A 15,215-nucleotide genomic window follows, 5' to 3' on the forward strand; every position below is an offset into this window, starting at 1 on the left:
AGGGTTCCGATGGGGGAGATGACGGAGAGGGAGCTGTTTGAGGTTCTGGAACCTGCAAGCCAGCGGATTCCCTTCGTATTCAACTCGCCGCACAGCGGTCGATCTTATCCACAGGCCTTTCTCGATCAGTCGCGCCTCGATGCGCTGGCAATCCGTAGGTCCGAAGATCACTACGTCGACGAGCTGTTCCAGAATGCGACGTTCCTCGGCGCGCCGATGCTTTTGGCGCATTTCCCGCGCGCCTTCCTCGACGTCAATCGCGAGCCTTACGAACTCGACCCGCGCATGTTCGACGGCCCGGTGCCGCCGCACGCCAATATCAGCTCGATGCGGGTGGCGGGCGGCCTTGGAACCGTGCCGCGGCTGGTAGCCGAGAACATGGAAATCTACCGCGGCCGTTTTCCCGTCGAAGAGGCGCTGACGCGGATCGAGACGATATACAAACCGTACCATGCCACCTTGCGCAAGCTGATTGCGCGCACGCACGTGCAATTCGGAATGTCGGTTCTGATCGATTGCCATTCGATGCCGGGCAACGTGCATCTGCCCGGTAGCGCCCAGCGGCCGGATTTCATCATCGGCGACCGCTACGGCACCAGTGCGGCGGCGGAGCTGTCGAGGATAGCCGTCGATCTCTTGCAGGAGTTCGGCTATACCGTTGCACGCAACAAGCCCTATGCCGGCGGCTTCATCACCGAACACTACGGCCGGCCGAGCCGGGGCCTGCATGCGCTGCAGATCGAGATCAATCGCGGGCTCTATGTCGATGAGACGACGCTGGTCAGGAAGCCTGGTTTCGGGGCGCTGGTCGACGACCTCACCAGCTTCATCGCCTCGCTCGCGCGCCATGTCGAGGACTATGGCGCCTATCTGCCGCTTGCAGCGGAGTAATCGCCGGTTTCCTGCCAGACCTCAAAAAGAACCGCGCCAATGGCGCGGTTAAGTCTAGGGAGGAAACACCCAAGGAGGGTATTTACAGTCACGAGTGACTGCATGAAAACCCTAATATTGCACTGCACAATTGTCAAGTTGAGCGACTGAAAACTTTTGCAGTGCATCAAAGGAATTTCACCGCTTCGAATGCACTGAAGCCACTGGCGCGGCACACCGTCATCGATCGCCAGCAGCGGGCTGCCTGCCTTTGCCTTTCTGCAAATTTCGGCTATGCAGATCGGACCTTCCTGCTTCCTTCCCCAAAAGAGAGTGCCATGCTGCCCGACCGCTCCTTTTTCGACCGTCTCGCCGATGCCGCCAAGGCGGAAACCTTGCCGCGCTTTCGCATCGGTACGAGCGTCGTCAACAAGATCGAGGGCGGTTTCGATCCGGTGACGGAAGCGGACCAATCGGCTGAAGCGGCGATCCGGGTGCTGATCGAGCAGAATTTCCCCGATCACGGCATTCTCGGCGAGGAGCATGGCAATGTCGGCCTTGATCGCGAATATGTCTGGGTGATCGACCCGATCGACGGTACGCGCGCTTTCATCTCCGGCCTTCCGGTCTGGGGCACGCTGGTCGGACTTTATCGCAACGGCGATGCGGTGATGGGCCTGATGGACCAGCCGTTCACCGGCGAGCGCTTCTTTGCCGATGGCACGAAGGCGCTCTATCGCGGCCCCGATGGCGACAAGGTGCTGTCGACCCGCGCCTGCGACGCGCTGTCCGATGCGGTGCTGTTCACGACCTCGCCGCATCTCTACACCGGCGACAACAAGACCCGCTTCGAGGCGCTGCAGGACAAGGTGCGGCTGTTCCGCTACGGCTGTGATTGTTACGCCTTTGCGTTGCTGGCGGCCGGCCATGTCGACCTGGTGATCGAGTGCGGGCTCAAGCCCTATGACGTCGGTGGCCTGATCCCACTGATCGAGCAGGCTGGCGGCATCGTCACCAACTGGCAGGGCGGACCGGCGGAGATGGGCGGCGAAGTCGTCGCTGCCGGCAGCGCTGCGCTGCATGCGCAGGCACTGGAAATCCTCAAGGGCTGATATCAGCGCAGGTAGGCGTGACCCTTCTCAGGCCGCTTCGCCTTCGTCCTCGTCGTCTTCATCGGGAATGATGAACGCAAGAATGGCCGCCATCGCCTGGGCGCGATAGCGATCCGCTTCGTGTAGCAGTTCGTGGCGCGCACCGTCGATCGGGATCATGTGGGCGGCGCGAAAATTGCGTGCCAGCCACTCGACGGCGATATGCGGCACCAGCCGATCGGCCGTCGGCGCCAGGATAATCGTCGGCAGGGTGATGCGGGTCAGATGTTCGCGGCGCGTGACACGCCGCACCGCGCGAAAGGCTTCGGTCAGCCAGCGCGCCGATGGCGGCCCAAGCCGCAATTCCGGATAGGCATCGGTCAGAGCAAGATTGCGCGCAAAGCGGCGGCGATCGGCCGTCAGTACATTGTTTTCAAAGGGGCGGTTGCCCTTGTCGGCGTGCAGCGGCAGACGTCCGAGGCCGAGCCAGCGCATTACCGTTGCCATGCTCGCGATGCTGCGTTCGCCGATCACCTGGCCACCGAGGCCGACAAAGGGGGCGAGCACCACCAGGCGATCGATGCGGCTCGAAAGCATCGGGGCGAGGGACAAGGCGACCAGTGCGCCCATGGAATGGGCGACGATCGAAAAGGGAAGTCGGGTGTCCGGCAGCACGATCTGCTCGAGGAAGGTGGTCAGATCGCGCTCGTAATCGGAAAAGTGTTCGACGTGGCCGCGCCCGGGCTCGGGCAGAAGCCGCTCGGAGCCCGCCTGGCCGCGCCAGTCGAAGGTGGCGACCCACAGGCCGGCAGCGTTGAGCTCGGCGATGGTCTCGAAATACTTCTCGATCGATTCGTTGCGGCCCTGCAGCAACACCACGGTGCCACGCGCAATCGGCGTTTTGGTCTTGAAGATCGCATAACGGATCTTGCGGCCACCGGCTCCATCGAAGAAGCCTGCCACGGGATTGTCCGGTATCGGATTGTCAGGTGTGGAGTGGAGGATTGTGGTCATGACGGACGAAACCAGGGTGAAGGCGCGTTGATCCTAGGCATCAGGGATAGGCGGCGGGCTTGGCGCCGTCAAAGAAAAAAGCCGGAAACGGTGGGTGAAATCCGGACGATCACCGTTTCCGGCCGCTGAAGGAGAAGGGACATGTCTCTTCAGCCCCAGGAGATTTCCTCCCAGTGTGGTTGTTCTAACCCTGATGATCTGAACCGCGGCCGAACCGTGCATTCATGCGCCGTTCACCGACAAGAATCTTGAGGTGGCATGCCTTGAACTGGCGAAATCGCATTCCCATGTTCTGCTCACGGACGCCGATAACGGGTCCGTTCACCGGTCGCGCCGCTGCCTGGATGGGGTGGCAGACCAGATATCGCAAACAGTTGCTCCCAGGAGGACACCATGCGTCACGTTGATTTTTCCCCCCTCTATCGCTCCACCGTCGGTTTCGACCGCCTCTTTACGATGCTCGACAGCCTCGGCCAGCCTGACCAGGCCCAGACCTATCCGCCCTACAACATCGAGCGTACCGGCGAAAACGCCTACCGCATCACCATGGCGGTTGCCGGCTTCGACGAAACCGAACTGTCGATCGAAGCGCGTGAACACACGCTGACGATCAAGGGCGAAAAGAGCGAGGAAAAGGCGGAAGAAAACCAGTTTCTGCATCGCGGCATTGCCAAGCGCGCCTTCGAGCGTCGCTTCCAGCTTGCCGACCATGTGGAGATCAAGTCCGCTTCGCTGAAGAACGGCCTGCTGCACATCGACCTCACCCGCGAGATCCCGGAAGCAGCCAAGCCGCGCCGGATCGACATTACGTCGGTCGCCTCGCAGCCGAAGCAGATCGAGGCTCAAAGCCTCTAATCCCTACCTCCCAAGCTTCAAATAGGCGGCGCCCGAAAGGACGCCGCTTTTTTCGTTATGTCCTGGCGGGTTCAGCGATTGCATCCGGCTCTTTGCGGGCGGCATAGCGCTGGGCGATCACGGCGCAGGCCATCAGCTGGATCTGGTGGAAGAGCATGACCGGCAGCACGATCGCGCCGATGTTCTGGCCGGCAAAGATGGCGCTCGCCATCGGGATGCCGCTCGCAAGGCTCTTCTTCGAGCCGCAGAAGGTAATGGCGATCTCGTCGGCCCGGTTGAAGCCGAGGAGACGGCTGCCGAACATGGTGACCGCAAGCACCGCTGCCAGCATGACGACCTCGATCGCGACAAGCACGCCGAGATCGGTGAGCGAAAAGGTCTGCCACAGGCCCGAAGTGACCGCCTGGCTGAAGGCGAGATAGACGACCATCAGGATCGAACCGCGGTCGACGGGCGCAAGCAGGCCCTTGCGTGCCCGGATCCAGCCGCCGATCCAGGGCTGCAGCAATTGGCCGGCAATGAACGGCGCCAGCAGTTGCAGGAGGATCTGCTCCAGCGCATCCAGCGACACGCCGCCATGGCCGCCGGCGGAAAACAACAGGCCGACCAGCAGCGGCGTCAGGAACATGCCGAAGATATTGGAGGCGGACGCAGAGCAGATTGCCGCCGGAACATTGCCGCCGGCAACCGAGGTGAAGGCGATTGACGACTGCACCGTCGAGGGCAGCACGCAGAGAAACAGGATGCCGGTGTAAAGCGCCGGCGGCAGAACCGACGACGGTACGAAGCCGACGGCAAGACCGATCAGCGGGAAGAGCACGAAGGTCGATGCCAGGATCGCCAGATGCAGCCGCCAATGAAGAAAACCGGCGATGACGACGTCACGCGACAGCCGCGCGCCGTGCAGGAAGAACACCAGGCCGACCGCTACCTTGGTCGCGATCGCGAACCAGGCGGTCGCGTCGCCCTGGATCGGCAGCACGGATGCCAGCAGCACGGTGAGAAGCAGGAGCAGGGTGAACGTGTCGGGAAGATAGCGGCGCATGTCTGTCACTGGCTCGATTGAGAAAACATCTTGCCGAGAAATGTCATTATGAAGCAGGATGCAAGGAATAACAGTTATCGTGAAAGTGGATAATGGATGCTCGATCTCGTGCAACTGCGCAGCTTCGTCGCGCTCGAACAGATGGGCAGCTTCACCCTTGCCGCGGAGAAGCTGACACTCGGGCAATCGACGGTCAGCCAGCATATTCAACGGCTTGAGGCGGCCGTCGGGCGCAAGCTCGTTGCCCGCGATACGCATCGGGTGTCCTTGACCACCGACGGCCAGGCTCTCCTTGCCCATGCGCGTTCGATGCTGGCGATCGACGACGAGGTCAAGGCGCTGTTTGCCGAAAGCAGCCTTCGCGGTCGCTTGAGGCTGGGTGTCTCGGAGGATTTCGTCACCAGCCGGCTGCCGGGCGTGCTTGAGGATTTCGTGCGCGCGCATCCGTCGGTGGAGCTGGAATTGACGGTGGCGCTGAGTGGCGTGCTCTACCAGATGCAGGATGGCGGCGAGATCGACCTGGTGCTGGCGAAGCGCCGGCTCGGCGATCCGCGCGGCGAGCTGGTCTATCGCGAGCCGCTCGTGTGGCTGGCGCGCGATCCAGAGCGCATCAAGCGCGACCGCGTCTTGCCGCTGATTGCTTTCCCGCCGCCGAGCATCACGCGCAGCGTGGCGCTCGAAGTGCTCGACCGGCATCGGCTGCCGTGGCGGATCGTCTGTACCTGCGGCAGCCTCAGCGGGCTGACGGCCGCAGCGCAAGCCGGCATGGGCGTGCTCGTCCAGCCGCGCAGCATGGCGCCTCAGGGTCTCAGGGAATTGCCTGCCGGCACCCTGCCGCCGCTCGAAGATGTCGAGTTCGTGCTGGTCCCGAGCAAGGGCGCCGACCAGAAACTGCTGGCGGCGCTCTCGACCGAGATCCTTTCGAAGGTACGGACGCTGCAGGGCCAGGCTTGAGCCCGGCCCTTCGGGCTGATCCGCCTCAGCAGGCGGCGACGAAGCGATCGACGTCCTCTGCTTTCGTGGCAAAGCTCGTCACCAGGCGGTAAAGGCCTTCGTCGGCTTCAAGGCTTCCGGCAAGATCATGCGGAACGGGCCAATCGTAGAAGACCGCGCCCTGTTCGCGCAGCTTTGCCGCCACGTCGCTTTTCAGAATGACGAAGACCTCGTTGGCGTCGACCGGCCAACCAAGCCGGCTCGTTCGCGAGGCGGCGATGCCATCTGCAAGACGGCGGGCCATCGCGTTGGAATGCCGGGCGAGGTCGAGCCAGAGGTCGCCTTCGAGATAGGCATCGAACTGGGCAGAGACGAAGCGGGATTTCGAGAACAGCTGGGCCGAGCGCTTGCGCAGGAAGTGCATCTCGTGCGCCTTGGAAAGATCGAAGAGGATGAGCGCCTCTGCACACCAGCAGCCGTTTTTCGTGCCACCGAAGGAAACGAGATCGACGCCACGCTTCCAGGTCATTTCAGCCGGCGTCGCCTCGAGGCTGACCAGCGCATTGGCAAAGCGCGCGCCGTCCATGTGCAATGGCAACTTGTGCGCCTTGGCGACAGCTGCGATCGCCTCGATCTCTTCGAGCGCGTAAACGGTACCGCTTTCAGTCGCCTGCGTTAGCGTCACCGCCATCGGCTGACCACCATGGACATTGTCGAGCGGATAGCGACGGATCTCCGCTTCGAGGCGCGTTGCGTCCATCTTGCCATGTTTGCCGTCGACCGGCTTCAGCCGCGAACCATGGGTGAAAAATTCCGGAGCGCCGCATTCGTCGGCGGTCACATGGGCTTCCCGGTGGCAGAACGCGACGCCGCCGGCGCGGCTCGCGCTGGCAAGCGCCAGCGAATTGGCGGCTGTTCCCGTGCCGACAAAGAAAACGGCGACATCGCGCTCGAAAACGTCGGACAGTCTTTTCTCCACCTTCCGGTCGAGCTCACTGGTGCCATAGGCGGAGGCATAGCCGCTGGCATGGGTCACGAGGCTCTGGGCGATGGCCGGGTGGGCTCCAGCCCAGTTGTCAGAGGAAAAAATCATCACATGTCGTCCTGTTTTACGGGCGTGTCGGCGTCGTTCGGGCGACCATAACCCACTTCCCGACCGGATCAATCACGGTCTCTGCGGAAGAGGCCAACAGAATACCAGTTTGAAACCAAAATGAAGAAAACGCCGGTTTGTCGTAATTAAATTATAAAACCTGGAAACTTTCGGCAATGTTCGGCAAAATCTCTTCCAATAATTGCTCATATGCCCCTTGCGGAGGGGGGCGGTTTCTGGCATAGAGCGCATGAAATAGGACAGCAAGACTGTCCTATTTCGGTCTAGGGACCGGAACAATCGCCGCAAGTGCCCAAAAAATCGGCATTCGGCGTATGGCGTAGGCAAATCCGCCGGATTTCATCCGGTTGTTATCGCCTGCCATCAGGATGGTCACTGACATCAATGCCTGATGATGCCGTGCATTATTTGCGACCTGATCAGGATCATGAGACGATGAATGCCCCGGCTTTGCGGCATGCGAATGCGTGCGACGGAGAGCCATGCGCGGGCGCAGGTATGCCCGGGACGTGCCGGGTTCAACAGGAGGGAAGACGATGACGGATCACACGCCATCACAGCAATCTGGGCTCAACCTCGCACACACTGTTGCGACGGCTGAAAAAACGCCCGTTTTCCCGTCTGGCCTGCCGCGAAAACAAGGTCTCTATGATCCGCGCAATGAACACGATGCCTGCGGCGTCGGCTTCGTCGCGCATCTGAAGGGCGAGAAGTCGCACCAGATCGTGCGTGATGGCCTCTTCATGCTCGAAAACCTGACGCACCGCGGTGCCGTCGGTGCCGACCCGCTGATGGGTGATGGCGCCGGCATCCTGGTGCAGATCCCCGACCGCTTCTTCCGCGAGGAAATGGCCAAGCAGGGCGTGACCCTGCCGAAGGCCGGCGAATACGGCGTCGGCTACCTCTTCATGCCGCGCGACGAGAAGCTGATCGCCCACTTCAAGGACGTGATCAACGAAGTCGTCGCCGAGGAAGGCCAGCACGTGCTCGGCTTCCGCGACGTGCCGGTCGACAATTCGTCGCTGTCAAAGGCACCCGACATCGCCGCGACCGAACCGCATCATGTCCAGGTGTTTATTGGTGCCGGCCGTGACGCCGCCACCAATGCCGAGTTCGAGCGCCGCCTGTTCACGCTGCGCAAGGTGATCTCCAACCGCATCTATGCGGAGGCGGAAGGTGGCGATCTTGGCTTCTACGTCGTGTCGCTGTCGACCCAGACCGTCGTCTACAAGGGCATGTTCCTGGCCTATCAGGTCGGCGCCTACTACAAGGATCTGGAGGACGAGCGCTTCCAGTCGGCCGTAGCCTTGGTCCACCAGCGTTTCTCGACCAACACCTTCCCGTCGTGGAAGCTGGCACACCCTTACCGCATGGTCGCCCATAACGGCGAAATCAACACGCTGCGCGGCAACGTCAACTGGATGGCGGCCCGTCAGGCTTCCGTGTCCTCGCCGCTCTTCGGCGACGACATCTCCAAGCTCTGGCCGATTTCCTACGAGGGCCAGTCGGACACTGCCTGTTTCGATAACGCGCTCGAATTCCTGGTGCAGGGTGGCTACTCGCTCTCGCATGCGGTGATGATGCTGATCCCGGAAGCCTGGGCCGGCAACCAGCTGATGTCGCCAGAGCGCAAGGCATTCTACGAATACCATGCAGCGCTGATGGAACCGTGGGATGGACCGGCAGCGGTTGCCTTCACCGACGGTCGCCAGATCGGCGCGACGCTCGACCGCAACGGCCTGCGTCCGGCCCGCTACATCGTCACTTCGGACGATCGCGTCATCCTCGCGTCTGAAGCCGGCGTGCTTCCCGTTGACGAAAGCAAGATCGTCAAGAAGTGGCGCCTGCAGCCGGGCAAGATGCTGCTCATCGACATGGAGCAGGGCCGCATCATCTCGGATGAAGAGGTGAAGTCTTCGCTTGCAACCAAGCACCCCTACAGCAAGTGGCTTGAAGACACCCAGCTGATCCTGGAAGAACTGAAGCCGGTGGAGCCGCGCGCGTTGCGTCGCGACGTCTCCCTCATCGACCGCCAGCAGGCCTTCGGCTACACGCTCGAAGACACCAAGATCCTGATGTCGCCGATGGCGACCACCGGTCAGGAAGCCGTCGGCTCGATGGGAACGGACACGCCGATCTCGGCGATGTCGGACAAGCGCAAGCTGCTCTATACCTACTTCAAGCAGAACTTCGCGCAGGTCACCAACCCGCCGATCGATCCGATCCGCGAAGAGCTGGTGATGAGCCTCGTCTCGTTCATCGGTCCGCGCCCGAACCTGCTCGACCATGCCGGCATGGCGCATGCCAAGCGGCTGGAAGTGCGCCAGCCGATCCTGACCAACGGCGATCTCGAAAAGATCCGCTCGATCGGCCACACCGAAGACCGGTTCGACACCAAGACGCTCGACTTCACCTATGACATCTCGCGCGGTGCCGAAGGCATGCCGGAGATGCTCGATCGCCTGTGCGAGCGGGCGGAAGCAGCGGTCAAGGGCGGCTACAACATCATCGTTCTCTCCGACCGCCAGGTCGGTCCGGACCGCGTCGCCATCCCGGCTCTGCTGGCCACCGCCGCCGTACACCACCACCTGATCCGCAAGGGCCTGCGCACTTCGGTCGGTATCGTGCTGGAATCCGGCGAGCCGCGCGAGGTACACCACTTCTGCCTGCTCGCCGGCTACGGCGCCGAAGCGATCAACCCATACCTCGCCTTCGACACGCTGACCGAAATGCACAAGCGCGGCGACTTCCCCAAGGAAGTCGACGGCAGCGAAGTGGTTTACCGCTACATCAAGGCGGTCGGTAAGGGCATCCTCAAGGTCATGTCCAAAATGGGCATCTCGACCTACCAGTCCTATTGCGGCGCGCAGATCTTCGACGCGGTCGGCCTGTCGTCAAAGCTCGTCGACCAGTTCTTCTTCGGAACGGCAACGACGATCGAAGGCATCGGCCTTGAAGAGATTGCAGCTGAGACTGTCGCCCGTCACAAGGCGGCCTTCGGTGCCGATCCGGTGCTGGCCAACACGCTGGATATCGGTGGCGAATACGCCTACCGCATGCGCGGCGAAAGCCATGCCTGGACACCGGATGCGATCGCGTCGCTGCAGCATGCCGTGCGCGGCAATGCGCAGGACCGCTACCGCGAATTCGCCGAGATGGTGAACACCTCGGCGCTTAGGATGAACACCATCCGTGGCCTGTTCACGGTCAAGAGTGCCGAGGCTGCCGGCCGCAAGCCGATCTCCGTCGACGAGGTGGAATCGGCCGCCGACATCGTCAAGCGCTTCTCGACCGGTGCCATGTCCTTCGGCTCGATCAGCCGCGAGGCGCACACGACGCTCGCCATCGCGATGAACCGGATCGGCGGCAAGTCGAACACAGGTGAAGGCGGCGAGGAAAGCGATCGCTACCTGCCGCTGCCCGATGGTTCGATGAACCCGGAGCGTTCGGCGATCAAGCAGATCGCGTCCGGTCGCTTCGGCGTGACCACCGAGTACCTGGTCAACGCCGACATGTTGCAGATCAAGGTGGCCCAGGGTGCCAAGCCCGGCGAGGGCGGCCAACTGCCCGGCCACAAGGTGGATGCGACCGTCGCCAAGACCCGGCATTCGACGCCGGGCGTCGGCCTGATTTCGCCACCGCCGCACCATGACATCTACTCGATCGAAGATCTGGCCCAGCTGATCTACGACCTGAAGAACGTCAACCCGGAAGCCGACGTGTCGGTCAAGCTGGTCTCGGAAGTGGGCGTCGGCACGGTTGCGGCCGGTGTCGCCAAGGCGCGCGCCGACCACATCACCGTCTCCGGCTTCGACGGCGGCACCGGCGCATCGCCGCTGACCTCCTTGAAGCATGCCGGCAGCCCGTGGGAAATCGGTCTTGCCGAAACCCAGCAGACGCTGGTGCTGAACGGCCTTCGCTCGCGCGTCGCCCTACAGGTCGATGGTGGCCTCAAGACCGGTCGCGACGTCATCATCGGCGCGCTTCTCGGTGCCGACGAGTTCGGCTTTGCGACCGCGCCGCTGATTGCGGCCGGCTGCATCATGATGCGCAAGTGCCACCTCAACACCTGTCCTGTCGGTGTCGCGACCCAGGATCCGGTGCTGCGCAAGCGCTTCAAGGGCACGGCCGAGCACGTCATCAACTACTTCTTCTTTGTTGCAGAAGAAGTGCGCGAGATCCTCGCCTTGCTCGGCGTGCGCAAGCTCGATGAAATCATCGGTGCGTCCGAATTGTTGGAAAAGGACGGCGCGCTCGCCCACTGGAAGGCCAACGGTCTCGATTTCTCGAAGATCTTCCACAAGGTCGACGCCGCGAAGGAAGAGACCTACTGGACCAGCCGCCAGAAGCATCCGATCGACGACGTGCTCGACCGCACGTTGATCGAAAAGGCCAAGCTCGCGCTGGAAACCAAGGCGCCTGTCGCCTTCGAAGCCAAGATCAAGAACGTCGACCGGTCGGCCGGCGCCATGCTTTCGGGCGCACTTGCCAAGCGCTGGGGCCACAAGGGTCTGAAGGACGATACGATCCACGTCACCCTCAAGGGCACGGCGGGCCAGTCGTTCGCCGCATTCCTGGCGCGCGGCATCACTTTCGACCTGGTGGGCGATGGCAACGACTATGTCGGCAAGGGTCTGTCAGGCGGGCGCATCATCGTCCGGCCGCCTGAAAACACGAAAATCGTGCCTGAAGATTCCATCATCGTCGGCAACACCGTGCTTTACGGTGCGATCTCGGGCGAGTGCTATTTCAATGGCGTCGCCGGCGAACGCTTCGCCGTGCGCAACTCCGGCGCTGTTGCCGTCGTCGAAGGCGTGGGTGACCACGGCTGCGAATACATGACCGGCGGTGTCGTCGTCGTTCTCGGCACGACCGGCCGCAACTTTGCGGCCGGCATGTCCGGCGGCGTCGCCTATGTGCTCGACGAGGAGGGCGATTTCGCCCGACGCTGCAACATGGCGATGGTCGAGCTGCAGCCGGTGCCGGAAGAGGACGACATGCTCGAGAAGCTGCATCACCACGGCGGCGACATCATGCACAAGGGCATGGTCGACGTCTCCGGCGACATGACGCGCCACGACGAGGAACGGCTCTACCAGCTGATCTCCAATCACCTGCACCACACGGGCTCGCCCCGGGCAAAGGCGATCCTCGATCATTGGGCAGACTACCGGCCGAAATTCCGCAAGGTCATGCCGGTCGAATACCGCCGTGCGCTCGAGGACATGGAACGTATGAAAATGGCAGAGGCGGCCGAATAGAGGCCCCGGTGAAAAGGGCTCCCGGTTCCGAAAAGGGTTCGGGGGTTCATCACGCGCGCTTGTCTAAAGCGCCTGTTCAGACGCATAGCTATCAGGATGATACGATGGGTAAGGTAACTGGTTTTCTCGAGATCGACCGGCAAGTGGCAAAGTACCAGCCGGCGTCCGACCGCATTCGCCATTTCCGCGAATTCACCATTCCGATGTCGGAACCGGAAGTGCAGAAGCAGGCTGCACGCTGCATGGACTGCGGCATTCCCTACTGCCATGGGCCAACCGGGTGTCCGGTGCACAACCAGATCCCCGACTGGAACGATCTGGTCTACAACGGCAACTGGGACGAGGCGATCCGCAACCTGCACTCGACCAACAACTTCCCCGAATTTACCGGTCGCGTCTGCCCTGCGCCGTGCGAGGAGGCATGCACGCTGAACCTCGAGGATGCGCCGGTCGCGATCAAGACCGTCGAGCAGGCGATCGCCGACAAGGCCTATGAGATGGGCTATATCGTGCCGCAGCCGGCCGTGACCAAGACCGGCAAGAAGGTTGCGGTCATCGGTTCGGGCCCGGCCGGCATGGCAGCTGCCCAGCAGATGGCGCGCGCCGGTCACGAGGTTCACGTCTACGAGCGCGAGAGCAAGCCCGGCGGCCTTTTGCGCTACGGCATCCCCGACTTCAAGATGGAGAAGAACTTCATCGATCGCCGCGTCGAGCAGATGAAGGGCGAGGGCGTCACCTTCCATTGCGGCGTCAACATCGGCGTCGACCTGCCCGTCGAGCAACTGATCGACGGGCATGATGCGGTGCTCTATTGCGGCGGCTCAGAGACGCCGCGCAATGCCGGCATTCCCGGCGTCGAATTTGCCGGCGTGCATGATGCAATGCCCTATCTCGTGCAACAGAACCGTCGCGTCGGCCGCGAGAACATCGACAGCACCGGCTGGCCGTCTGCACCGATCCTCGCCGGCGGCAAGCACATTGTCGTCGTCGGCGGTGGCGATACAGCATCCGACTGCGTCGGTACCGCGTTCCGTCAGGGCGCCGTCAAGGTCACCCAGCTCGACATCCGCCCGCAGCCGCCGGAAAAGGAAGACAAGCTCGCCGTCTGGCCGTTCTGGGCGACCAAGATGCGCACCTCGTCCAGCCAGGCCGAGGGTGCTATCCGCGAATTCCAGGTCGCGACACTGGAGTTCGTCGGCGACGAGGACGGCAACCTCATCGGCGTCAAGTGCTGCCAGGTCGACGATCGCCGCAAGCCGATTGCCGGCACGGAGTTCATCATCAAGGCCGATCTCGCCTTCATCGCTATCGGCTTCAGCGGCCCGTTCACCGACAGCGTGCTGAAGGATCTCGGCGACAAGCTGACGCTCAACACGGATCGCCGTGGCTCGACCAACGTCGTTGCCAACGATCGCGACTACAAGACCTCGGTCGACAAGTTCTGGACGGCCGGCGACGTGCGCCGCGGCCAGTCGCTCGTCGTCTGGGCGATCCGCGAGGGCCGTCAGGCCGCTCGGGCGATCGATGAGGCGCTGATGGGATCGACGATCCTGCCGCGTTGAAGACAAGCCTTCGCAAACAGGAAGGGCTCCGCCGGATCATGGCGGAGCCCTTTTTCTTTCAGGGTGGTGGTTTGCGATGTGGGGATCGTCGCGAAGAGGCGCTCCCTGTTCCATCTGACGCGCGGCTGCTATCGCTTGCAGCCGTGTGGGAAAGACCTAGTTCCGGATTACCGGATTGCTGATGACTGTTCCTGGCTTGGCGAGGCGGAAATCATCGACGCGGCCGGCAGGCGCTGCAGCCACATCGCCCTTGTCGACGAGGCGATCGCGTGGGCTCCGGCCGGTGCCCTTGTTGGGGGCGGCGTCGCCGAGCAGGCTTGCCGCGCCATCGAGATCCGGATCGGTCAGGCCGATTGGTTGCGTCTTGACGATGTCCTCGTTGGCAAGCGGTGCGGTAACGACGAGATCCTTCAGTCCGTCGGCGCCCGGTACGTCCCTGTCGGTCGCGGCGGCATCTCCGAGTAGACGTCGAATGTCCTTTTCGAGATAGAACGCGAGCTTGCGTTTGCCTGCTTTCGTCAGGTTGATGCCGTCGGCGCCGCGCAGGCGCACCTGCTGGCCATTGATGTCGGAGCCGGTCAGCACGAATTTTCCGGCCTCATCGACGAAGCCGTCCCAGATATCGACGAACTGGCCGCCGACCTTTTCGACTTCCTCGCGGTAGATGCCGTTGAACGTCACCATGTCGGCCGTCATCGCGGCTGACTGGAACGGCGGCATGCCGACCCACAGGACCGGCAGTTTTTCCTTGCGCGCAAGCTCGGCGAGCGCGTGGACGCGCTTGCGGTATTCCTCCGTCCAAAGATCCGTGCGGTATTTTTCCTTGGTGCTACCGATCTGCATCTGCTGGCGATCGTTGGCGCCGAGGCTGACAATGATGACGGCGGGCTTGATCTCACCCACATAGGCCGGCAGCGTCACCGGCCAATTGAAATAGTCCTCGCGCACCAGGCCGGACGAACCGTTCGCACGCGTCTCGATGGTGATGCCGGGCGTCATTTCGAATGCGGTCTTCAGGCCGTCGCCGAGGCTGCCGGCCATGAAGTCGCCGACAACGAGAACCTTCTTGGCGTCCGGCGCCTTTTCAACCGGCTGCGGCACGGGAGCCGCATCGGCAATGGCGGGCTTTGCCTTCTGCTGCCCCGGGACCTTCTGCCGTGGTTGACCTTGGCTCTGGTTCTGGCGGGCGCGCCTGGGCCGCGGCTGCTGCGGAAACTCGTACCGCTCGTCGATAACACGTCGTTCGCGCGTGAAGCCGCCGAACAGCATCTGGAAGAGGTTGCGCCGCTGCACCCGTTCCTGGGCTTCGGCAAAACTTGCGGCAAAACCGACGAACAGCATTGCGGCCGCGGCGATGAACATCGTCGCGACCTTGAAGGGCATTCCGCCGCCTACTGTCCGGGTCTTGGTTTTCGCTTGCATGTCTGATCATCCATCGAACGGACGGCGACAACAAGGCCGCCGTCGCGT

Annotated in this window: 10 protein-coding genes; 6 read left to right on the forward strand and 4 right to left on the reverse strand. The window is 62.5% G+C overall.

What is annotated here, in order from left to right:
- Positions 1-9 precede the first annotated feature (9 nt).
- Positions 10-891: an N-formylglutamate amidohydrolase gene (locus AC07UR_RS25560; RefSeq protein WP_173423811.1), complete on the forward strand. Its 882-nt coding sequence runs from the start codon at positions 10-12 to the stop codon at positions 889-891.
- A gap of 317 nt (positions 892-1,208) precedes the next feature.
- Positions 1,209-1,982: a histidinol-phosphatase gene (hisN, locus tag AC07UR_RS25565; RefSeq protein WP_209791582.1), complete on the forward strand. Its 774-nt coding sequence runs from the start codon at positions 1,209-1,211 to the stop codon at positions 1,980-1,982.
- Between the two features lie 27 nt (positions 1,983-2,009).
- Here the strand turns inward: hisN and AC07UR_RS25570 are convergent, their stop codons facing one another.
- Positions 2,010-2,975: an alpha/beta fold hydrolase gene (locus AC07UR_RS25570; protein ID WP_173423652.1), complete on the reverse strand. Its 966-nt coding sequence runs from the start codon at positions 2,973-2,975 to the stop codon at positions 2,010-2,012.
- A 393-nt stretch (positions 2,976-3,368) separates the two neighbouring features.
- On the opposite strand from AC07UR_RS25570, the gene AC07UR_RS25575 reads away from it, so the two are divergent.
- Positions 3,369-3,830, forward strand: coding sequence for an Hsp20 family protein (locus AC07UR_RS25575; protein WP_077500592.1), 462 nt, complete (start codon positions 3,369-3,371; stop codon positions 3,828-3,830).
- A gap of 55 nt (positions 3,831-3,885) precedes the next feature.
- Here the strand turns inward: AC07UR_RS25575 and AC07UR_RS25580 are convergent, their stop codons facing one another.
- Positions 3,886-4,875 carry a bile acid:sodium symporter family protein gene (locus AC07UR_RS25580; protein ID WP_209791584.1) on the reverse strand — a complete coding sequence of 330 codons (990 nt, stop codon included), beginning with the start codon at positions 4,873-4,875 and terminating at the stop codon, positions 3,886-3,888.
- A 96-nt stretch (positions 4,876-4,971) separates the two neighbouring features.
- On the opposite strand from AC07UR_RS25580, the gene AC07UR_RS25585 reads away from it, so the two are divergent.
- Positions 4,972-5,829 carry a LysR substrate-binding domain-containing protein gene (locus tag AC07UR_RS25585; protein ID WP_209791586.1) on the forward strand — a complete coding sequence of 286 codons (858 nt, stop codon included), beginning with the start codon at positions 4,972-4,974 and terminating at the stop codon, positions 5,827-5,829.
- A 25-nt stretch (positions 5,830-5,854) separates the two neighbouring features.
- Here AC07UR_RS25585 and AC07UR_RS25590 read toward each other — a convergent pair whose 3' ends face one another.
- Positions 5,855-6,901, reverse strand: coding sequence for a threonine aldolase family protein (locus AC07UR_RS25590; RefSeq protein WP_209791588.1), 1,047 nt, complete (start codon positions 6,899-6,901; stop codon positions 5,855-5,857).
- A gap of 557 nt (positions 6,902-7,458) precedes the next feature.
- On the opposite strand from AC07UR_RS25590, the gene gltB reads away from it, so the two are divergent.
- Both gltB and AC07UR_RS25600 read left to right on the forward strand, forming a co-directional pair.
- Complete coding sequence (gene gltB, locus AC07UR_RS25595) at positions 7,459-12,183, forward strand: glutamate synthase large subunit (RefSeq protein ID WP_209791589.1); 4,725 nt, start codon at positions 7,459-7,461, stop codon at positions 12,181-12,183.
- A gap of 104 nt (positions 12,184-12,287) precedes the next feature.
- Complete coding sequence (locus AC07UR_RS25600; RefSeq protein WP_209791590.1) at positions 12,288-13,745, forward strand: glutamate synthase subunit beta; 1,458 nt, start codon at positions 12,288-12,290, stop codon at positions 13,743-13,745.
- 156 nt (positions 13,746-13,901) lie between these two features.
- Here the strand turns inward: AC07UR_RS25600 and AC07UR_RS25605 are convergent, their stop codons facing one another.
- The gene (locus AC07UR_RS25605; protein ID WP_234941982.1) at positions 13,902-15,128 is read right to left on the reverse strand and encodes an SGNH/GDSL hydrolase family protein; all 1,227 of its coding nucleotides are present in this window, start codon (positions 15,126-15,128) and stop codon (positions 13,902-13,904) included.
- Positions 15,129-15,215: the final 87 nt, after the last annotated feature.

It is taken from the genome of Ensifer sp. GW821-FHT05G01 (assembly GCF_059419585.1).

Excerpts from the sequence above, each read along its gene's own strand:
- AC07UR_RS25580 (WP_209791584.1), bottom strand. The coding sequence starts at position 4,875 with ATGCGCCGCTATCTTCCCGACACGTTCACCCTGCTCCTGCTTCTCACC.
- gltB (WP_209791589.1), top strand. The coding sequence starts at position 7,459 with ATGACGGATCACACGCCATCACAGCAATCTGGGCTCAACCTCGCACAC.
- AC07UR_RS25585 (WP_209791586.1), top strand. The coding sequence starts at position 4,972 with ATGCTCGATCTCGTGCAACTGCGCAGCTTCGTCGCGCTCGAACAGATG.
- AC07UR_RS25600 (WP_209791590.1), top strand. The coding sequence starts at position 12,288 with ATGGGTAAGGTAACTGGTTTTCTCGAGATCGACCGGCAAGTGGCAAAG.
- AC07UR_RS25590 (WP_209791588.1), bottom strand. The coding sequence starts at position 6,901 with ATGATTTTTTCCTCTGACAACTGGGCTGGAGCCCACCCGGCCATCGCC.
- AC07UR_RS25575 (WP_077500592.1), top strand. The coding sequence starts at position 3,369 with ATGCGTCACGTTGATTTTTCCCCCCTCTATCGCTCCACCGTCGGTTTC.
- AC07UR_RS25570 (WP_173423652.1), bottom strand. The coding sequence starts at position 2,975 with ATGACCACAATCCTCCACTCCACACCTGACAATCCGATACCGGACAAT.
- hisN (WP_209791582.1), top strand. The coding sequence starts at position 1,209 with ATGCTGCCCGACCGCTCCTTTTTCGACCGTCTCGCCGATGCCGCCAAG.
- AC07UR_RS25560 (WP_173423811.1), top strand. The coding sequence starts at position 10 with ATGGGGGAGATGACGGAGAGGGAGCTGTTTGAGGTTCTGGAACCTGCA.
- AC07UR_RS25605 (WP_234941982.1), bottom strand. The coding sequence starts at position 15,128 with ATGCCCTTCAAGGTCGCGACGATGTTCATCGCCGCGGCCGCAATGCTG.